The sequence below is a fragment of the Chryseobacterium sp. CS3K3.1 genome, from assembly GCF_059515165.1.
In genome coordinates this window covers 66,629-89,011 of the sequence record NZ_JCAKRV010000001.1, presented here as the reverse complement: position 1 = coordinate 89,011, position 22,383 = coordinate 66,629, and the positions used below count along the sequence as shown (strand labels likewise).

Genomic DNA, 22,383 nt, shown 5'->3' with positions numbered 1-22,383 from the left:
GAATAGATGGATAATATAGCGTTGATTGAATCCTTTGGTGATTTTAAAGACGAAAAAGGGATCAGTAAGATTGATCTTATGGCAATTATTGAAGATTCACTGAAAACTCTTTTAAGAAAGAGATTCGATTCAGATGATCATTTTGATGTGATTGTAAACCCGGATAAAGGAGATTTTCAGATATTTTTAAATAAAACAATTGTAGAGGACGAAATGTCTGAAGATGATGATTTGGAAATTGAAATTTCTGAAGCGAAGAAGATTGATCCTACCTTCGAAGTAGGTGAAGACTTTACAATGGAAATTCCTGTTGCACAGTTGGGAAGAAGAAATATTCTTACCCTTAAGCAAATCCTTGCTACAAAACTTCAGGAACACAATAATGCAATGCTGTACGAACAGTTTAGAGATAAAATTGGTGAAATTGTTGTAGGGGAAATCCACCACATCCGTCATAAGCACGTGATTCTGCTGGATGATGAAGGAAATGAATTTATTTTACCAAAAGAAAACCAGATCCCATCCGATTTCTTTAAAAAGGGTGAGAATATCAGAGCTATTGTTGAGACAGTAGATTTTAAAGGTTCTAAACCACAGATTATTATTTCCAGAACTGCACCTAAATTCCTTGAGAAGTTATTAGAGCTGGAAATTCCTGAGATCCAGGACGGAACAATTATCCTGAAAAAGGTAGTGAGAATTCCTGGTGAAAAGGCGAAGATTGCAGTAGATGCTTATGATGACAGAATTGATCCTGTAGGAGCTTGTGTAGGAGTGAAAGGATCCAGAATTCATGGCGTTGTAAGAGAGTTGAGAAATGAAAACATCGATGTTATTCAGTGGTCTAAAAACCCTGAGATCTTGGTGAAGAGAGCATTAGGAAATGTTACTATTAACAAAATTGAAATCAATGAGGAGACGAACTACGCGTTGGTGTATACTCCTGTTGAAGAAATTTCTAAAGTGATCGGAAAACAAGGTCAGAATATCAGACTGGCTTCTTGGTTGACAGGATATGAGATTGATGTATACAGAGAGTCCAGCGAGGATGATGATGTTGAATTGAAAGAATTTAACGATGATATCGAGCAGTGGATTTTGGATGAGTTTAAGAAAGTAGGACTTACGACTGCAAAATCAGTATTGGATAAAGAAACTGAAAGTCTTTTAAATATGGTTGACCTTGAAGAAGAAACTATTGAAGAGGTGAAACGTATTCTGAGAGAAGAATTTGAAGATTAAGATTTTAAATAAATTTTAATAAACAGTAAAAAAGAAATACTTTAATTTTAAAAATTAAAAACAGTAAATAATATAAATGCCAAAAATTAGATTAAATAAAGCGGTTAAGGAATTCAACATTTCGATGTCCAGATTAGTAGAGTTTTTACAGTCAAGGGGTTTCGAGGTTGAAAGCAATCCTAACGCTCAATTGGAAGAAGCGGCATATTCTGCATTGGAGGCTGAGTTTGCTAAAGACGGCGAACAAAGAAAGGCCTCCCATGAGGTGGTGATCACTAAAGTTCCGGAAGAAAAGCTGGAAATTGAAGAAAAGAAAACCCCTGAAGTGATAAGAGCTAAAGCAAATAAACCAGAAACTAGAATTTTAGGTAAAATAGATTTGGAACCTAAGAAGCCTGAAGCTGAAGAGGCTCCTGCAGCTCCTGCAGTTCCTGTGGCTCCTGTTGCGACACCGGTTGAAGAAAAGAAAGAAGAAATCGTGAAAGAAGAACAACCGGAAGTTAAAGCAGCGCCTGAAAAGCAGGAATTTAAAGTTTTGGATAAAATTGATTTGTCTCAAATAGAATCTAGAAACAGACCTGTGAAAAAAGACAAACCAAAAATGGAGGAGAAAAAAGAAGAAGTTAAACCTGTGGAAACAGTAAAAGAAACTCCAAAACCAGTGGTTGCAGAGGAGAAAAAAGTGGAAACTCCAAAAACAGAGGCTGAACCTGAGTCTCAGGAACCACAGAAAATTGAGACAGTATATCAGAAGCTTGACGGTCCTAAAATCGTTGGGGAAAAGATCGACTTGACTCAGTTTGCGCCGAAGCCGGGTGCCGGAGCAAAAAAGAAAAGAAAGAGAATTGAAAAACCTGGTCAGAATAACCAACAAGGTCAGGGGAATAATCAAAACTCAGGAAATAATAACCAAGGTGGTCAGGGCCAGGGAAACCGTCAGAATAATAACGGTGGACAAGGCGGAAACCGACAGGGTCAGGGAGGACAAGGAAACCGTCCTCAAGGTCAGGGTGGCCAGGGTGGAAACCGTTTTGGAAATAACCAGGGTGGTGGAAACCGTCAGGGTCAAGGTGGTGGCTTCAAAAAAGGAGGTCAGAACAACAGACCAGGGCAAAGAGTTATGCCAGTTGAATTAACTGACGAACAGGTTAAAAACCAGATCAAAGAAACATTAGAAAAACTTACTAATAAAGGAGGAAAATCTAAATCTGCAAAACACAGAAAAGACAAAAGAACTTTCCGTAGAGAGCAGGATGAGCGCCAGCAGGAGCTTGAAGCACAAGACAGAACTCTTAAAGTAACAGAATTCATCACAGTAGGTGAATTGGCAAGTTTGATGAATGTTTCTCCAACTGAAGTAATCTCTGCTTGTTTCTCATTAGGGGTAATGGTTACCATGAACCAGAGACTTGAAGCAGATACTTTATTATTAGTAGCAGATGAATTTGGTTATAAAATCGAATTCTCAGATGCTGATCTTGAAGATACAGATGCTGAAGATGAAGTGGATACTGAAGAAAGCTTATTGCAGAGAGCTCCTGTAGTTACTGTAATGGGACACGTTGACCACGGTAAAACTTCATTATTGGATTACATCAGAAAAACCAACGTAATTGCTGGTGAATCAGGAGGTATTACTCAGCACATCGGTGCTTATAATGTGAAACTGGAAAACGGTCAGAGAATTACATTCTTAGATACACCAGGTCACGAAGCCTTTACAGCGATGAGAGCAAGAGGGGCACAGATCACGGATATTGCAATTATCGTAATTGCTGCCGATGATGATGTAATGCCACAAACAAAAGAAGCAATTGCTCACGCACAGGCTGCAGGAGTACCAATGATTATTGCTATCAACAAAGTAGATAAGCCGAATGCAAACCCGGACAACATCCGTCAGCAGTTATCAGGATTAAATCCACCGGTTTTAGTAGAAGAATGGGGTGGGAATGTTCAGGCACAGGAGATCTCAGCTAAATTCGGTAATAACGTAGATGTATTGCTGGAAAAAGTTTTACTACAGGCTGAAATGCTTGAGTTGAAAGCAAATCCTGACCGTGCAGCAAACGGAGTTGTTATTGAAGCATCCTTAGATAAAGGTAGAGGTTATGTAGCAACAATGTTGGTACAGACCGGAACTTTAAGAGTAGGTGATTATGTAGTAGCAGGTAAAAATCACGGTAAAGTAAAAGCTTTGCTTGATGAAAGAGGAAAAAATCTAAAAGAAGCAGGGCCATCAATTCCTGCAACAATCTTAGGTTTGGACGGAGCGCCTACTGCAGGTGATAAATTCCGTGTATATGCTGATGAAAGTGAAGGTAAGGCTATTGCCAATAAGAGAGAACAGCTGCAGAGGGAATTATCGATCAGAACCAAGAAGCATACAACCCTTGAAGAATTGGGTAGACGTATTGCTTTAGGAGAATTCAAAGAATTGAACATTATCCTTAAAGGAGACGTGGATGGTTCTGTAGAAGCTCTTTCTGATCAGTTACAGAGATTATCAACAGAAGAAATCAGTGTTAAGATTCTTCACTCAGGTGTAGGACAGATCACTGAATCTGATATCAACTTAGCAGCAGCATCAGATGCCATTATCATTGGATTCAATGTAAGAGCAGGTGCCAATGCAAAAGAACTTGCCGATCGTGAGGAAATTGAGATCAGAACTTACTCTGTAATCTATAAAGCAATCGATGAAGTAAAAGAAGCGATGGAGGGAATGCTTTCTCCGGAAATTCAGGAACAGGTGATTGGTAATGTTGAAATCCGTGAAGTATTCAAGATTTCTAAAGTAGGAACAATTGCAGGTTGTATGGTTCTTACCGGAAAAGTAACAAGACAGTCAAAAGTACGTTTGCTAAGAGACGGTATTGTTAAATTTGACGGTGAACTTGAAAGTTTGAAACGTTTCAAAGATGATGTGAAGGAAGTAACAAAAGGTTACGAATGTGGTCTGAACCTTAAAGGTTATAATGATATTGAAATCGGAGATATTCTTGAAGTTTACGAAGAAGTAGCGGTTAAGAAGAAACTGAAATAAATATATCCTAAATATGTGAAAACCACTTTTTTATAAAGTGGTTTTTTTATTTTTTGAATCCATTTAATTTATAATTATTCTAAATAATATTTTTTAAATTATTAATAATTTGTTAAAATGAATTTGGTCGGTAAGAAAAATATTTTTTATTGAATAAAATCTGTAAATTATTATTGAATCCTATTTTATTTGTGTAAATTTTAAATGAAACATTAAAAAAAAGAGTACTTTAAACACTGGTTTAATTTGTGGATGTTAATATTTATTAACATATTTGCTCATTAAATATATTAAAATTTGTTAATATGAATGTTAAACTATGTGTATTGAGTGCAGGGGTTATGTTCTTTTTAGGACAATCTGCTTTTGCACAAACAACTAAAAAGGATACAGCAAATACTAAAGTAATTGATGAAATTGTTGTAGTTGGGGTACAAAAAAAGAAAAAAGAAGAAGTTACCCAAGCTGTTTCTGTAGTATCTGGTGAAGAATTAACGAGAATGTCAGCTTCAAGTACAGGTATTACCAACATGCTTCAAGGTAAGATGTCAGGTTTGCAGGTTTCTACAAACTCTGGTAAACCAGGAGAACCGGGATCAATCAGAATCAGAGGTGCTATCAATGTGTCTTCTACTCTAGGAGCATCTGATCCACTATTCGTTGTTGATGGTATCTATATGACTCAACGTCAGTTTAACTCGATTCCTCCAACAGATATTGAAAGTGTTACCGAATTGAAAGATGCTGCTTCTACTGCTGTTTATGGAGCTAGAGCTGCAAACGGGGTTATTGTAGTTACTACTAAAAGAGGTAAATTAGGAAAACCAGCCATTACATACGATACAAGATTTGGTTTTGCTTATAAGCCAAAGGATATCAACTTCAAAATGATGAATACTGCACAAAAGATTCAATTTGAAGATGAAATGTCCACAATTGGAATTAATCCAAACCCGCTTTATACAGATCAAGAAAAAGCTGCATTATTAGCGCAGGATCATGATTGGTCAAAAGAAATTTTAAGAAACTCAAGCATCCAGTACCACAACTTATCTGTAAGAGGCGGAGGAGATAAAAATTCATATTATGCTTCTATCGGTTATGATTCTGACTCAGGGATCTTACAGGAATTAGAAGGATTTAAAAGATACAATGCTAGATTTAACTTCGATCAGAAGATTACTGATAAAATGAAGTTAGGTTTTGATTTTGGTGTAGTAAATGTTAAGACTCAAGATCAGCGATTCTCATATAACGCATTAAGTCCATTCTATTCAGTATACTCATTGAATCCATATGAGCCAATTTATAATCCAAATGGTTCATTCAATCCTACAACAAACTCTATTAACCCAATTGACCTTAGAAGAAATGAGGTGACAACTGACTGGAGAACAAGATTGTCAGGACAGGTATTTGGTACTTATGAGTTCTTTAAAGGATTATCATTTAAATCTACTTTCGGTACAATCTATGACCTTCGAAAAAACAAATATGTTGTAAGAAAAGGTTCAGATATTGCTAAAGTGTACGGATATCCGGATGGAAGTATTAGAGATACAAGATCAGATTTCTGGACATATGTATTTAATAATAGATTCGACTTCTCAAGATCTTTCGGACAACATAAAGTGTCTGCAGTTGCTGCATTCGAATATAGCCAGGAGCAATTCGGAAGTTTATCAGGAACAAAAAGAGTTATGCTAGGGCCAGACATTACTGATGTAGGTTCGGCAGCTACTCCATTTGCGGTTACAGGTAATACAACTACAACAAATTATGTGAGTTTATTAGGAGTTGTTGACTATAACTATGCTAACAGATATATTATATCTGGATCAATCAGAAGAGATGGAAACTCAAGACTAGGGGAAGGCAATAAATATGGTAACTTCTGGTCTGCTTCAGCAGCATGGAATTTAGCAAAAGAATCTTTCTTTGATGTTCCTTTCTTCAATGATATTAAATTCAGATATAGTATTGGTACAACAGGTAATATCTCTGCTCTTGCAGATTATCAAAACCTTATCTCTATTGTATCTGGTGACTATGGTTTAGATCCTACTTCAGGTCCTTCTAACAGTGTAGGAAACAAAAACCTTAAATGGGAGTCTAAAACATCTCAAAACTTAGGGGTTGACTTTGTAATGTGGAATAACAGAGTTAAACTAAGTGCGGAAGTATTTAAGGATGACAGAAAAGATTTCCTTTATGCAATTCCAAGTACTCAATATGAAGGAGGTGGATACTTATTCTCGAGTGTTACCAATGCTGGAAATATTGAAATTAAAGGTTTAGAATCTGAATTGAATATTGACATCATCAGAAGTAAAGATATTGACTGGTCTGTAAGAGGAAATATTTCAATGCTTAAATATAATGTAAAGAGCTTATACGGAACTAATACTCAGCTTAGCTTAGATGGTTACACATTCATGAGCATTGGAAACGAGCCAACAGTATTTAAAATGGTTAAAAGTGCAGGTGTAGATCCTACTACAGGAGATGCATTGTATTATAAACTTGATGGTTCTATAACTAATGTATATAGTTCAGGTGATGCTCAGTTCCTGCCAGGAAAATCTACATTGCCAAGTGCTTATGGAGGTTTTGGAACAACGTTCAGATATAAAGGATTTGACTTAAACGCAGATTTCTCTTTCCAAACAGGAGGATATAGCTATAATATCGTAGCACAAAACCTTGTTGACTTCTCTGCTTATAACCAAAACTTAAGTACAGATGCATTCAATTACTGGAAAAACCCAGGAGATACAGGTGTGTTACCAAAACCTAATGTAAACGGTCTTCAAACAACAGATCAATTCTTACAAAAAACAGATTTCGTAAGATTGAGATCAGTAGAAATCGGATATACATTTGATAAGAAATTCTTAGGTGAGAAACTTCCTGTAAACAGTATCAGAGTATATGGTTCTGGTCAGAACTTAGCTCTTTGGACTAATTTTACAGGAGATCCAGAAATTGCTGTAGCTTCTGAAACTCAAATTAACAATGGAGCATTTATTCCAGGAGCTTTAAGTTTATACAATTATCCAAATACAAGAACATTCCTAATGGGAGTGCAAGTTAACTTCTAATTCAATTTTATCATGAAAAAAAATATAGTAAGAATAGTATTATTTGCTTCAATGGCTTTCACTGTTGCATCTTGTACTGATGATTTAAGTGTAGAGCCAAATGATAGACTGATTGTAGATAACTATTATACAACTGAAGGAGACTTCAGAAGAGGGGTAGATTATGCATATGATGCGTTTAAAATTGGAGGGTACTATCAAGGAGATAATACTCAATTGATAATACCAGATATTCTTTCAGATAACCTAATTCAGAATCCTCAGGGAAGGAGATCTAATAACGATGGATACAATTTAAATTTTGCTGGAAACGTAGGAGAAATTACTTCTGTTTATGGAGGTGGTTATGCTGTAGCGGCTAGGGCTAATGCGGTTCTTGATAAGATTAATAATTTAGCGCCTGGGGCATTTAGAACTAATATCGAAGCTGAAGCAAGAGGAATCCGTGCAATTGCTCATTTTGATATCGTAAGAAGATATTGTAAAATACCTACTCAGTCTGCTGATGCTGGAGGTTCAATGGGTATTGCATATGTTGATAAATTTGATCCGTTTTTGGTAACTACAAGAAATCTGACCGTAAATCAGGTTTATGACAGAATTCTTGGTGATTTACTTTTTGCAGAACAAAACATTACACAATCTGCAAATGTAGGTAAACTTACAAAGGCAGCTGTACAAGGAATGTTATCAAGAGTATACTTGTATAAAGGTGATTATGATAATGCTATTACTTGGGGGCAAAAAGCTCTTGCCTTAAAACCAAGTGTTGGAACAATCGGAACTTTTAAAAATATCTGGAATGATACTTCTGTTGATGGAGTTTTATTCAAAATATTGAACTCAAGTATTGAAAATATTAAAACAGGTTCTGCTTATAACCAGACTGTAGGAGGTCAGATTAAGTCAGAATATGTTGTAGACTATGATTTATATACTAAGTTCAAGGATATAGATATTAGAAAATCTTCTTATATCGTGACATCTCCTTTCAATGGTAAAAATTATAATAACGTAATTAAATACAAGCAAGCTACAGACAAACCAATTGAAGCCGTTGATGTGAAGTATTTAAGAACTTCAGAAGTACTTTTAAATGTTGCTGAAGCAATGTATAAAAAAGGAAACGAAGCTGGAGCTTTAGGTTTATTGAATACATTAAGAGCTCAAAGATATACTGGATTTGTTCCTGGAGCAGAAGCTGGTCAAGCTCTGTGGGATGCAATTATGTTAGAAAGAAGACTAGAATTAGCATTTGAAACAGACAGATTCTTTACTTTAAAGAGACTTGCTCTACCTATTCAAAGATCTAACTTTGGTCCTGAATCTAATGGAGCAGGAAACCCTGCGACTGTATTGTCGCTTCCTGTTGCAAGTCACAAGTGGCAATTACCAATTCCTCAAGGAGCAATTGATAACAACCCTCAGATTCAACAAAACCCTGGTTATTAATCATACAATAATCATTTGATATACAACCCCTGCTCAAAGCAGGGGTTTTTTATGTCCTTTTATTTCTTATTTTTGCTGTACAATAATGAATAATGAAGTACATCCTTTTCATACTCTTCTCTTTAGGTTTTATAGCCAAGGCTCAGGTCGTGAATAAAGCAGAGACAAAGCCTCAGTCCAAAAAAGAAGACACCCTTGTGATAGATTCCGGGAAAAAAGATTCCCTGAAAATTTTTAAGCCTACCATTAATGACTACCAGTATCAGACTCAGTTTTCTGAAAAGAAAGTTTTTGATACCGTAATGACTTTTGATAAAACCTATATCTTTTCACAGCAAAATAATAAAGATAATTTTGGAAAAGTTCAGCCTGCCAACATTGGTGCAGGATTCAATCCACTTGTATTTGAAGTAAATCCTGAAGAAAATCTTTCATTACTGCCTTCCAATAAATCCTACATGATCATTGGAGCCAATGATGTGAAATACTACGACGTAAAAACACCTACCGCATCATTTATTTATCATAATGCCATGCGAAACGGTGCTGCTCTGAAATCAACCTATACTCAGAACATCGGAAAAAGATTCAACTTCGCTCTTGAATATATGGGACTCCGTTCTCAGGGACTTTACAGAAACTCATTGTCAGCAAATAATAATACACTATTCTCTGGGCACTATGTTTCAAAAAGCGGAAATTATGAGCTTTTTGCCCATTATCTTCATCAGAATGTAAATAATCAGGAAAGTGGAGGTATTACAGAGGATAATCTGTTTCAAAGTGGTGACAGTAATTATAGCAATAGGCAAAATGCGCAGGTAAATCTGGCCTCTTCAAGCTCACAGTTTTCTTACAGAAGATACTATCTGAGTCATCAGTTTACGCCATTCAATTCCGGGAAATTTCCTTTCAGTATAAGACATATTATTTCTCATCAGGGGAACAAATATTATTATAATCAAACTGCTTTGGAGCCGTATTGGTATAATGACCCTGCTGAACTGGTAGACGGTTTCCCGCTGACAACCAAAAAATATTCTGAAAACTTCAGCAATACGGTAAGCTTGATTTTTAATAATGAAAAATTCAAGCTGGATGCAGGGGTACGTTATCAGATGATCAAATTAGGTATAAGAGATGTTGTTGCACTGAACGGTGTTCCTTTCCCTGGCGAACTGAAAGAAAACAGAATTGGAGCTGTAGGAAATCTGCAGGTAAAACTTTGGAACAAAATTCAATTAAATTCATTCCTTGAATTTTCAAACGGAAGCCAGTTTAAAAGTTATCTGAAAACAACCAATAATCTGAAGTTTGAACCAATCAAAGATTATTTCGTTAATGCAAAAGTAAACTTCCAGAGTGCCTATCCTTCTTTCAATTATTTATTAAATACTTCCGTTTATAACAATTTCAATTATTATCTTGAAGATGCGAAGAACCAGTCTGTAATGGAAGTAGGAGGTAGCATCAATCTGAAATGGTTCAAAACAGAGCTTTTCGCCAATTACTTCAGAATTGATAACTATACGTATTTTGATAGTAACGGAAGTCCGAAGCAAAGTAACAATTCTGTGAATATTTCTCAGATCGGAGGAGATGCCACATTCAGCTTCAATAAATTCCATCTGAATACAAGAGTGCATTTCCAGAATACTTTAACCAATAAAGAATTGCTTCCTTTACCAGGTTTTATCGGGAGAGCCAACTTCTTCTATCAGACACAGGCCTTTAAAAAAGCAGCAGAAATTCAAGCAGGGGTTAAAGTATATTATTTCTCTAAATTCGCTTCAAGAGAATATTTCCCGGTTCTTAATGAATACATTCTGCCAAGAGCAGATTCATTTTCAATTGGAGGGCAGCCTATCGCCGATGTTTATATTAATATGAAGGTGAAGAAAATGTTCTTTTTCATAGAAGGGCAGCAGATAGGAACGGTGATCTCCAACAACAAAGCATATGCATTTCCACATTACCCGGTGTATGATTTCAGATTGAATATCGGAATCGTGTGGTATTTGTTCAACTAAAAACTGTACAGGTTGAAAACAATTAATAAAATATCATTTAACGATATAGAAAGCATTCCTCAGCTGGTAAAAGATTTTTTACATCAGAAAATTGAGGGTTTTGAAAATAACACATTTTCCTTAGAGCATTTCAGACATCAGATTCACCTTAAGAAAGATTCTTTCGCATCAGAGAAAAGAAATATTTTGGCTGATGTATTTGAAAGTCAGCTTGCGAGTCTTACTCTTTCTTCAAAACAGAAAGAAAATCTTGATAGGATTAAACAGCCAAACACGTTCACTATTACAACAGGACATCAGCTGAACCTGTTTTCCGGACCTGTCTTCTTTGTATATAAAATTCTTCAGACGATAAAGACATGTACCTATCTGAAAGAAAATTTTCCGGATTTTAATTTTGTTCCGGTATATTGGATGGCTTCGGAGGATCATGATTTTGCAGAGATCAATCATTTTAAAACTGAAAATAACTATTACGAAACCAACGGGAAATCCGGCGGCCCCGTAGGACGAATTGAAATCAGTGATACCTATTTTATTTCTGAATTTGAAAAGGAATTCAAAGATTCTGTTTTCGGGACAGAGCTGATTTTAATGATGAAGGAAGCTTATAAAGCAGGAAACACCTTAACGGAAGCCATTAAGATTCTTGTCAACCGTCTTTTTTCAGAATTCGGACTTTTGATTCTGGATGGAGATTCTGTAGAACTTAAGAATCAGATAAAAACGATTTTTAAAGATGAGCTTCTGAACTTCAGTTTACAGAAAACTTCCAAAGACAAAGTAGATTTTCTTACTGAGAAATATGGAAAGGTTCAGGTAAATCCTCGTGAAATTAACCTTTTCTATCTTTCTGACACCAGAGACAGAATTGAATTTAATGGTCAGAAGTATATCATTGTGGATAAGACCATCCAGTTTACAGAAGAAGAGATTCTGGCTGAACTGGAAAATCATCCTGAAAAATTCAGTCCGAATGCATTAATGCGGCCGGTATATCAGGAAAACGTACTTCCCAATCTGGCTTATGTCGGAGGAAATGCCGAAATCATGTACTGGCTGGAACTGAAAGATTATTTCTCAAAAATCAATATTCCTCTTCCTATCCTGATTCCAAGAAATTCTATGCTTTTCCTGAAAGAAAAAACCTTAGGGAAAATAAAAAAGCTTGATCTTAAAATAGAAGATTTTTTCCGGAATTTTACGGTACTTACCAATCAGAAGATTTTAAAAGATAATTCTGTTCTACGATTGCTCGAAGAAAAAGAAGAAGTATTGATCAGTAATTTTTCTGCACTGAAAGCATCTGCGGAAACTACGGAGAGATCTTTCGGTAATATGGTGAAGGCAGAAGAAGTACGACAGCTGAAATCATTTAAAAGAATGAAAAAACGACTGCTTCATGCAGAAAAAATAAAACAGAATGAATTGCTCGAAAGACTTGAAAATCTGTTTTTAGATGTTCATCCCGCAAAAACATGGCAGGAGAGGGTATATAACTTTAGTGTATTCTTTTCAGATTATGGCTATTCGTGGCTTGAAAATTGTTTGGAAGAAATGGTGGTTCAAGATTCAAAATTAATAATTGTTGCCATTTAATTTTAAAGAAGTATTTTTGTAAATTATAATTATCGAATATGATAAAGAGGTTTTTTATTCTATCCAGTTTATGTATGGTTTTGGGAGTTTCAGCCCAGAAATCACATACGGTTGTGCAAGGTGACAATCCTTACAACATTGCCAAAAAGTATGGAATGACTGTAGATGAATTGCTGAAGCTAAACCCAAAACATAAAGATGGCAAACTGGCGATCGGAGATGTTTTAACGATAAAATCAGAAAAAGCAGCCACTCCGGCTGTAACAAAAACAGCTCCTGCAGGAAAAGTAACTTCAAATACAAGTGCTTCTTCTCTGGGTAAAATTGTTTTACTGCCAAAGCAAACCATCTATGGTATTACAAAACAATACAGAATTTCCGAAACTGATTTAAGAAAACTGAATCCTGAACTGGATTCTCACATGAAAATCGGAGACGAAATCACATTACCTCTTGCCAGCATTAAAAAATATGGTGGTGAGCAACAGGCTGTAACAGCAGAAAAGCACGTTGAAACTCCTGTAGAAAAAGTAACAGCAACAGCAACTGCTGCTACATCTACATCTGCTACCACATCTGCTGCAGAAGGAGAATCTTATGTGATTCAGGCAAAAGATAATTATTACAGAATTACAAAACAGTTTGGCATCAGCCAGCAGGACCTTTATGCTTTAAATCCGGGATTGGAAGAAAAAGGACTGAAACCTGGTGATACCATAACAATAAAAAGATCCAATAACAATACTGATACTGTTGCTGAAACCTCAAATCCAAAAGCAAAAATGGATTCAGGCAACGAAAAATCAACCGCTGCTTCCACTGTTGTTGCAGGTGATGATTATGTTACCTACACGGTTCAGCAGGGAGATACAGTGTTCTCTATTGTTAATAAATTCGGTGTTTCTATTGATGAGCTTATTGCTCTTAACCCGGATCTATCACATGGTTTGAAAACCGGAATGGTTTTAAAAATCAAAAAGCAGGATGCAGCATACATAAAGAAGAATGGTGATGCTTTAAGCGTTATCCTGATGCTTCCTTTCGGGTACAGCACCAATGAAACGCAGTACAGAGGAATGGCACTTGACTTTTTGACAGGAGCTAAACTCGCTATTGAAAGAAATGCAAGAGGAGGACAAAAACTGGATATTAAAGTAGTAGACTCAGGGAATGAAGCTTCGTTCAAAAACTCTTTGACGCAGATCAACCCTGATAATACAGATCTTATTATCGGACCTTTCTTCAAGTCCAATGTCATTGATGTTCTTGATTTCACCAAAAATCAGAAAATCCCGATTGTAGCACCATTTGCCAACTCTCCGGAACTCTATAACTACAGTAACCTTATTATTGTAGAAACCAATAATCAGACGTATGCTGATAAGATTGTGGAAGAAGTAAAAGCAGTGTATTCAGATCAGAAAATATATATAGTGGCAGATGCTAAAAAAGAAGATGCCAACTATATCAAAGCCGGACTTGAAAAGGCTGTAAAAAATCCTAATATCATTATTGTTAATTCGTCGGCAGATATTCAGCCGGATCAGAATATGATGACAGGACAGTCTGCACCGGTTATTGCCATTTTAGCAAATGATGATAATACTGCAGGAGATGCTTTTGCCAACAGAATGATTGCGATGTCTAAAGAAGTTCAGGGAATAAAAGCCTTCAGTATGTTCTATTCTCCTGTTTTTGAGAAGAAAGTGGATGAGCTGAGCCAGGCAAGTCTTGTATATCTGATGGATAGAAAGATCAATACAGACGGAAGCTTTGAGAAAGAAATTCTGGCTGCTTATAAAAGCAAATACTGCAAAACGCCACCGAAATATGCTATCGTAGGTTTTGATGTGGTAAATGACATGTTAACCAGAGAGAATAAAAAAGGAGAGATCTTTAAACAAATGAATAAAGTTCAGACTCAGCTTGCGACCAAATTTGAGTTTGTAAAATCTAAAGCTAACGGTGCTTATGTAAATACAGGTTACAGAGTAATCAGGTTAGTACCATAAATGATTTATAGCACTTAAAACGAATATTGTTAACATTATAGTTATATTTGCATAATATTTAATTCAATACATGAAAGCACTTGTATTTCCAGGGCAGGGTTCTCAGTTCGTAGGAATGGGAAAAGAATTGTATGATTCTAGAAAAGATATTAAAGATCTGATGGAATCTGCCAATGAAATTTTAGGTTTCGACATTCTTTCCATTATGTTTAACGGTACGGATGCGGATCTTAAGAAAACAGAGGTTACCCAGCCTTCAATATTTATACATTCAGTAGCAGCATTAAAAGCCGTAAATGGTCTTGGTGCTGAAATGGTAGCAGGACACTCTTTGGGAGAGTTTTCAGCTTTGGTTGCCAACGGAGTTTTATCCTTTGATGACGGTTTGAAATTAGTTTCTGAAAGAGCGAAAGCAATGCAGGAAGCTTGCGACGCCAATCCAAGTTCTATGGCTGCAATCTTAGGATTAGACGATGCAAAGGTTGAAGAAATCTGTGCGCAGATCAGCGGGATTGTTGTTCCTGCCAACTATAACTGTCCGGGACAATTGGTTATTTCAGGGGAAACTCCTGCAGTAGAAGAAGCTTGTATAAAGCTGAAAGAAGCAGGTGCTAAAAGAGCATTGCTGTTACCGGTAAACGGAGCTTTCCACTCACCATTGATGCAGCCTGCACAGGAGAGACTGGCAGCAGCTATCGAAAAGACAAAATTCAGAAAAGCAACTATTCCTGTATACCAGAATATTACGACTACAGCGGTAACCAATCCTGATGAGATCAAGCAAAACCTGATCGCTCAGCTTACCGGTCCTGTAAAATGGACTCAATCTGTTCAGAATATGATTAAAGATGGTGCCTCTAACTTTGTAGAAGTAGGACCAGGAAAAACCCTTCAGGGATTGATCAAAAAAATTGACGGATCTGTAGAAGCAACTTCTGCAATCTAAATAAAAAAATATGAGCGCGATCTTTTCACCGGGCAAGCTTATGCTTACTTCAGAATATTTCGCAATTGATGGAGCTCTTGTCTTAGCGGTACCTACCAGGCTGGGACAAGAGTTTTTCTTTGAAGAAAAAGAAGATGGAAAATCTCTTATTCTTTGGGAAGCTTATCATCAGAATACATTATGGTTAAAAGCTGTCATTGATTATAAAAACTGGCAGATCTTAGAAACCAATATTCCGTCAAGCGCTGAATTTATTACCAAAACATTACAAAATGTTCAGCTGCTTTCTGACAGTAAATTCAAAACAGACCTTACTTATTATTTAAAAACAAACCTTCAGTTTCCTGCGGATTATGGGCTTGGGAGCAGTTCCACCCTTATGAATAACCTGGCGGAATGGGCTGAAATAGATCCTTTTCATCTTAATACCATTAGTTTGGGAGGCAGTGGATACGATATCGCTGTAGCGAAAGAAAAATCTGCAGTTCTTTTCCAGAGTAAACCGGAGATCAGATATGAGAAAGTAGATTTTAATCCAGCTTTTAAAAATGAACTGATTTTTATCCATTTAAATCAGAAGCAGGATAGTAGGGAAGGAATCAATTTTTACAAATCAAAAAAGAAGTCCCCGGAACTGGTTGATGAATTTTCGGATATCACAAAGAAAATTATGTTATGCGATGAATTGGAAAATTTTTCTGAATTAATGATGATTCATGAGCGGAAAATTGCCGATTTTCTTGAAATTCTCACAGTTAAAGAAAAATTTTTCTCAGATTGCCCTTCATTTGTCAAAAGTTTAGGCGCATGGGGTGGAGATTTTGTGATGAGTGCGAAATTTGGGGACTATAAGAACTATTTTTGGGAGAAAGGTTTTACGACTGTTTTTGAATGGGATGATATAATTGGTTTATAATCAGTATATTACAATCCTGTTTTTTTATTTGCCATTCTGACTTATATCAGTATATTTAAACCACCTTTAACAAATAATTAATATTATTTTTGTTGAAAGCAATAAAGAAATAGAAAATATAAGTAAAATGAAAAACACTAAAATCATCCAGGATTTAGAGAAATTAGGGATTAAAGGAAACTATGAAGTAGTGTATAATCCTTCTTACGAAGAATTATATCAGGCTGAAGTTTCTCCTGAAAATCAGGGGTTTGAGAAAGCTGAGCTTACAGAATCAGGCGCAGTATCAGTAAAAACAGGAATTTTCACAGGTCGTTCACCTAAAGACAGATATATTGTTCAGGATGATGTTACAAGAGATACAATTTTCTGGGATGGTAAAGTAAACTTACCTACAACTGCAGAAATTTTCGGGTCTTGTAAAGAACTAGTGCTGAACCAGCTTGCCGGATCTAAAAAGATCTATGTAGTAGATACATTCTGCGGAACGAATGCGGATACGAGACTTAAAGTAAGATTCATCGTTGAAGTGGCTTGGCAGGCACATTTTGTTACTAATATGTTCATTCGTCCTTCTCACTATGAGCTTGAAAACTTTGGCGAGCCGGATTTCACAGTAATCAACGGATCAAAAACTACCAACCCGAACTGGGAAGCTCAGGGATTAAATTCTGAAAACTTCATCATGTTCAACCTTACTGAAAAACTACAGATCATCGGAGGTACATGGTATGGAGGTGAGATGAAGAAAGGGATGTTCGCTATGATGAACTACTATCTTCCATTAAAAGGGATGGCTTCAATGCACTGTTCTGCAAACGTAGGAGAAAAAGGGGATGTAGCTTTATTCTTTGGTCTTTCAGGAACTGGTAAAACAACTTTATCAGCCGATCCTAAGAGATACCTTATCGGTGACGACGAGCACGGATGGGATAATAACGGAGTATTCAACTATGAAGGCGGATGCTACGCTAAAGTTATCGACTTATCCGCCGAAAAAGAACCGGATATCTTCGCTGCTATCAAGAGAGATGCTCTTCTTGAAAACGTTGTTGTGAACAATGGAGTAGCAGATTATACCGACGGATCTATCACTGAGAACACCAGAGTTTCTTATCCAATCTATCATATCAATAAAATTGTATTGCCTTCTAAAGCAGGTCATGCCAAAAAGATTGTTTACCTTTCAGCAGATGCATTCGGAGTACTTCCTCCGGTTTCTATCCTGAATGAAGATCAGGCTCAATACCACTTCCTTTGCGGTTATACATCAAAATTAGCAGGAACTGAAAGAGGAATTACAGAGCCACAACCATCTTTCTCACCTGCATTTGGTGAAGCGTTCCTTACCTTACACCCAACAATGTATTCTAAAACATTAATTGGTAAAATGAAGGAGCACGGAGCTAAAGCTTATCTGGTGAACACAGGTTGGAATGGTACCGGAAAGAGAATTTCTCTGAAAGATACCAGAGCAATCATTGATGCCATCATTGACGGTTCTATTGATAATGCTCCTAAAACTCAGGTTCCGATCATGAACCTTGAAATTCCTACTGAATTGCCAAATGTTTCTACAGGTATTTTAGATCCTAGAGATACTTATGAAAGTGCTTCAGAATGGGAAGAAAAAGCAAAAGATCTTGCTTCAAGATATATCAAGAATTTTGAGCAGTACTGTGATACTGAAGAAGGTAAGAAGTTAGTTGCTTCAGGACCTCAATTGCAGGAACAAACTATTTAATACTTACCAATCAACAAACAAAACGCCTCATCAATGATGAGGCGTTTTTTATTCATATTTTTTACAGTTTTCAATCAACTCATTCTGTTCATCCAGTTTTAGAACTGTTAATTTGATTGATTCTTCAGTTAGAGATTTTATGATGATAAAGTGCTTTGAAGAAAAATAAGACTCTTCATCTAACATCTTATCTAAATACTTTGGAGTTGTGAAGGTCATCCAATATTTTGCTTTATCAGAAAATGTAATGGTTACTTCTATGGCATCAGATTCAATATTTTCTATTGTATCATCTATGTTAATCGAAATTATTTCCGGTTCATTATTTAAACTAAAATAAAATTTCGAATACCATCTCAGCCTTCCTTCATTATTTTGAATCCTTACATTTGCATCATTTATTTCTTTAATAATATAGGATTCTCTTTTTGTTAATTGACCGGAATAGACCCCAACATCTTTACAGTAAATTTTATCATTTATTTTCATAAATTTATCGATAACTAGCTGCGGGAAATTACTAGAATTATTTTAAACTTAATAAAGCCAATCTATACCCATCCATCCCAAAACCAGATAAAACCGCATCCGTATTGGCTGCCGTTACAGACTTCTGCCTGAATTCTTCTCTTTTGTAGATATTACTGATATGAACTTCAACCTTTGGTTTTCTGATGTTTTTCAAACAGTCAGCTATTGCATAAGAATAATGGGTAAAAGCTCCCGCATTAATCACAACGGCATCAAAGTCATCTTCCTGAAGCTTGTTGATAAGCTCTCCTTCAATATTTGACTGATAATATTTTAATTCATGAGATTGAAACTCGGATTTTAAAATTTCCAAATAATTTTCCATAGAAACATTTCCATAGATTTCAGGTTCTCTTGTGCCCAACAGATTGAGGTTAGGGCCATTGATGATTAAAACTTTCATTCTATAAAATTAAAAAGTTTTTTTAATTAATTACATAAAAATTAAGTGATGCTGAATTTTTATTCCATTGAATTATTGATAATGATATTTGTCATGTGTGAAAAAATGATAACAGTCGCAACTCCTTATTGTTATGGCTTTTATTAAAATTTTATGTTAATTGTTAAAATATTATCATGAAAAAAATATAAGTCTACTTGTTTTGTAGACTAAAAGTTTTTAGCTTTGCAACCATATTTCGATCGGCTTATAAAGAAAGATGGAGGGAACTGACCCTGTGAAGTCTTGACAACCTACCCGTGGGCAAGGTGTTACATTCAGCCTTTTAAGGAAAAATAAGCATTTGGTTTATCGTATTTATCGATGCCCTTTGCTGACTTTTCTGCAAAGGGCAAAATTTTAATATATGGTAAATAAAATTGATTATGATTAGTAAAAAATTATTTAGTGCCCAAGTATGGATTCCTCCGGTTGCTGCTTTCTTTCTGGGAGTCACCAGTGTAAATGCACAGAATTCCAGACTGAAAAAAGATAGTCTTCATGAAAAGGAGCTTGATGAAGTAGTTGTGGTAGCTTACGGAAAAGCAAAAAGAAACAGCTATACCGGTTCTGTAGCCACCATTTCCAGTGATAAAATCAATAACAGACCTGTCACCAATATTACCAAAGCATTGGAAGGGCAGGTTGCAGGGATTCAGACTACCAGTGCCTCAGGGCAGCCGGGTGCGGTTTCTACTATCAGAATCAGAGGAATCGGTTCCATCAGTGCTTCCAGTGATCCTTTATATGTAGTGGATGGAATTCCTTTTGACGGAAATATTAACTCTATCAGCCCAAGTGATATTGAATCCATCAGTGTTTTGAAAGATGCTACAGCAAGTGCTCTGTATGGTTCAAGAGGGGCAAACGGGATCATCATCATTACTACAAAATCAGGTAAAAAAGGAGAAGCAAAAGTTAATTTTAATATCAGCCAGGGATTCTCAGGAAGAGCTGTCAAAGATTATGAACAGGTAAACACAGATCAGTACTTTCAATTATATTGGGAAGCGTTGAGAAACGGATATCAGTCCGGTAAAGTTTCTTCCCAGCAGGCTGCTCAGATGGCAACAGATAATCTTGTTTCTACTCTTGGAATTAACCCATATGGAACTGCTTATCCAAAACCGGTGGGAACAGATGGGAAATTATTGCCTGGTGCTTCACCACTCTGGAATGATGACTGGAGAGATATTCTACAGAGAGTAGCATCAAGAAACCAGGTGGATCTTGATATCAGCGGAGGAAGTGAGAAAAGTAATTACTTCTTTTCCCTTGGTTATCTGGACGACAAAGGTATGGCCATTGAATCCGGTTTTAAAAGATATAATACCAGACTGAAAATTAATTCCGAAGTTAAAAAATGGCTGAATGTTGGAGTCAACTTAAGCTATACGAACAGTATTCAGCAGGCGCCTACTTCTTCGGATTCAAAAGCGAGCAATATCATCAATGCCGCAAGATTCATTCCTTCATTCTATCCTTATTATGAAAGAAATGCTGACGGCACTTATGTTTTGGATGCTGATGGAAATCCTATTTATGATTTTGGAAAATACAGGCCCACAAATGCACTTCAAAATCAGAATGCTGCTGCAACGTTGCCTTTAGATAAAAACGAAAATAAAGAAGATAACTTTTCAGGAAAAGGATTCATGGAATTCACCTTCTTGCCGGAGTTAAAATTCAAGACAAGCTTCTCTGTTGATCTGGTGAATTATAACGGACATTATTATTCAAATCCATTACTTGGGCAAGGAGCGGAAATTGGAGGTTCAGTGACGAAAACGAATACCAGAACACTTTCCTATACGACCAGCAATATTCTGACGTACGATAAAAAGTTTGGAAAGCATCACGTTAATGCACTGGCAGGACACGAATTCTACAAATACGATTATCAGACGATTTCAGGAACGAGAAGTCAGTTTTCACTGCCTTATTACTATGAGCCGGATGCTGCTTCTCTGCTGGGAAGTTTCAGTGGAAACAGTAATAAATTAAGCTTATTGAGTTTCCTTGGAAAAGTAGAGTATGACTACAATAATACTTACTTCTTATCTGCATCGGGAAGAGCGGACAGTTCTTCAAGATTTGCGAAAGATAACAGATGGGGCAGATTCTGGTCAGTGGGAGGTTCATGGAAGATTTCGAATGAGGAATTTATTAAAAGCCTGAATGTTTTCAATCAGTTGACATTGCGTGCCAGTTACGGAGGACAAGGAAATGATAAATTACTTAGACCTAACGGACAGCCGCTTTATTATGCTTATCAGGAGCTGTACAGATTTATCAGCCTTGGCGGAGAACCGGGAACAACATTGGAGAAAACGTCTACCAATAATGTAAAATGGGAAACCAACCTTAACTTAAATGTGGGATTGGAATTCGCTATTTTGAATAACAGAGTTAAAGGAAATATTGAATATTTCAAAAGAAAAAGCCAGGATCTTCTGTTTAATATGCCAGTGGCCCCATCATTGGGAATCAGTGATTATCCTGCTAATATCGGAACGATTCAGAATACAGGATTTGAATTTTCATTATTTACAACACCGGTTAAGAATGATAATTTCCAGTGGAATGTAGATGTGAACTTAAGTACTTTAAACAATAAAGTCACAAAATTACCTGGCGGTTCTCTTGTGGTAGGAACCAAGCTGTTAACGGTAGGTGGTTCTGTGTACGATTTCTTTATTCCTGAATGGGTTGGAGTAGATCCAAGCAATGGAAAGCCATTGTGGAAAACAGTTTCTACTGATGCCAGCGGAAACTCAGTGGAAGGAACAACCTCAGAATATTCAAAAGCAACAAAACTATTACAGGGTTCTGCATTGCCTAAACTGACAGGAGGAATCAGTACAAGCATTACCTATAAGAATTTTGACTTTTCAGGATTACTGACATTCAAAATCGGGGGTAAAATTTTAGATACAGATTATACTTCCATCATGCATAACGGAAGTGCGGGAGGACGTGCGTGGAGTACCGAAATGTTGAACAGATGGACACCGGATAATCCATATACAGATGTTCCCGCATTGAGCACAACAACGAATAACTGGACATCAACGTCTTCAAGATTCCTGTATTCCGGTACTTATGCAAGACTTAAAAATGTAAGCTTAGGATATACACTCCCTGAAGATTATTTTGAGAAAATAGGATTGAAAAAATTCAGAATTTATATCCAGGCAGAAAACCTTCTCACATTCTATAAACATAAAGGAATGGATCCTGAGCAGGCTTTGGACGGAACAACGTATTACAGATATCCTGCGATGAGAACGATCACTTTTGGTCTTCAGGCAACGCTTTAACC

At 36.4% G+C, this 22,383-nt stretch carries 13 protein-coding genes and 1 riboswitch; of the genes, 11 read left to right on the top strand and 2 right to left on the bottom strand.

Annotation, left to right across the window (positions count from 1 at the left end; all coding sequences use genetic code 11):
• Window positions 1-6: 6 nt before the first annotated feature.
• The 10 genes from nusA (at window position 7) to pckA (ending at window position 18,088) form a co-directional block, all read left to right on the top strand.
• The gene (nusA, locus tag AC5YGI_RS00360) at window positions 7-1,242 is read left to right on the top strand and encodes a transcription termination factor NusA (RefSeq protein ID WP_002982960.1); all 1,236 of its coding nucleotides are present in this window, start codon (window positions 7-9) and stop codon (window positions 1,240-1,242) included.
• A 76-nt stretch (window positions 1,243-1,318) separates the two neighbouring features.
• Complete coding sequence (infB, locus tag AC5YGI_RS00355; protein ID WP_110008475.1) at window positions 1,319-4,288, top strand: translation initiation factor IF-2; 2,970 nt, start codon at window positions 1,319-1,321, stop codon at window positions 4,286-4,288.
• 305 nt (window positions 4,289-4,593) lie between these two features.
• Window positions 4,594-7,389 carry a SusC/RagA family TonB-linked outer membrane protein gene (locus tag AC5YGI_RS00350; protein ID WP_330745039.1) on the top strand — a complete coding sequence of 932 codons (2,796 nt, stop codon included), beginning with the start codon at window positions 4,594-4,596 and terminating at the stop codon, window positions 7,387-7,389.
• Window positions 7,390-7,401: 12 nt separating this feature from the next.
• On the top strand, window positions 7,402-8,841 hold the full coding sequence (locus AC5YGI_RS00345; protein WP_330745040.1) for a RagB/SusD family nutrient uptake outer membrane protein: 1,440 nt from the start codon (window positions 7,402-7,404) through the stop codon (window positions 8,839-8,841).
• A 92-nt stretch (window positions 8,842-8,933) separates the two neighbouring features.
• Entirely contained in the window at window positions 8,934-10,871 is a 1,938-nt protein-coding gene (locus AC5YGI_RS00340) for a putative porin (protein ID WP_496167267.1), read from the top strand.
• A 12-nt stretch (window positions 10,872-10,883) separates the two neighbouring features.
• The gene (bshC, locus tag AC5YGI_RS00335) at window positions 10,884-12,470 is read left to right on the top strand and encodes a bacillithiol biosynthesis cysteine-adding enzyme BshC (RefSeq protein ID WP_496167266.1); all 1,587 of its coding nucleotides are present in this window, start codon (window positions 10,884-10,886) and stop codon (window positions 12,468-12,470) included.
• A gap of 38 nt (window positions 12,471-12,508) precedes the next feature.
• Entirely contained in the window at window positions 12,509-14,482 is a 1,974-nt protein-coding gene (locus tag AC5YGI_RS00330; RefSeq protein ID WP_496167265.1) for a LysM peptidoglycan-binding domain-containing protein, read from the top strand.
• A gap of 70 nt (window positions 14,483-14,552) precedes the next feature.
• Window positions 14,553-15,428, top strand: coding sequence for an ACP S-malonyltransferase (gene fabD / locus AC5YGI_RS00325; protein WP_330745044.1), 876 nt, complete (start codon window positions 14,553-14,555; stop codon window positions 15,426-15,428).
• Window positions 15,429-15,438: 10 nt separating this feature from the next.
• Window positions 15,439-16,344 (top strand): GYDIA family GHMP kinase, encoded by a 906-nt coding sequence (locus AC5YGI_RS00320; protein WP_496167264.1) that lies wholly within the window; start codon window positions 15,439-15,441, stop codon window positions 16,342-16,344.
• A 127-nt stretch (window positions 16,345-16,471) separates the two neighbouring features.
• Window positions 16,472-18,088, top strand: a complete 1,617-nt coding sequence (gene pckA, locus AC5YGI_RS00315; RefSeq protein WP_330745046.1) for a phosphoenolpyruvate carboxykinase (ATP) — start codon at window positions 16,472-16,474, stop codon at window positions 18,086-18,088.
• 48 nt (window positions 18,089-18,136) lie between these two features.
• On the opposite strand, the gene AC5YGI_RS00310 is transcribed toward pckA, so the two are convergent.
• Together AC5YGI_RS00310 and AC5YGI_RS00305 are read right to left on the bottom strand one after the other, a co-directional pair.
• Window positions 18,137-18,577 carry a hypothetical protein gene (locus tag AC5YGI_RS00310; protein WP_496167263.1) on the bottom strand — a complete coding sequence of 147 codons (441 nt, stop codon included), beginning with the start codon at window positions 18,575-18,577 and terminating at the stop codon, window positions 18,137-18,139.
• A gap of 37 nt (window positions 18,578-18,614) precedes the next feature.
• Window positions 18,615-19,022: a type II 3-dehydroquinate dehydratase gene (locus AC5YGI_RS00305; protein WP_496167262.1), complete on the bottom strand. Its 408-nt coding sequence runs from the start codon at window positions 19,020-19,022 to the stop codon at window positions 18,615-18,617.
• A gap of 244 nt (window positions 19,023-19,266) precedes the next feature.
• Window positions 19,267-19,364: riboswitch (SAM riboswitch) on the top strand.
• An 83-nt stretch (window positions 19,365-19,447) separates the two neighbouring features.
• Between AC5YGI_RS00305 and AC5YGI_RS00300 the strand changes: the two genes are divergently transcribed.
• Window positions 19,448-22,381 (top strand): SusC/RagA family TonB-linked outer membrane protein, encoded by a 2,934-nt coding sequence (locus AC5YGI_RS00300; RefSeq protein ID WP_496167261.1) that lies wholly within the window; start codon window positions 19,448-19,450, stop codon window positions 22,379-22,381.
• Window positions 22,382-22,383 lie beyond the last annotated feature (2 nt).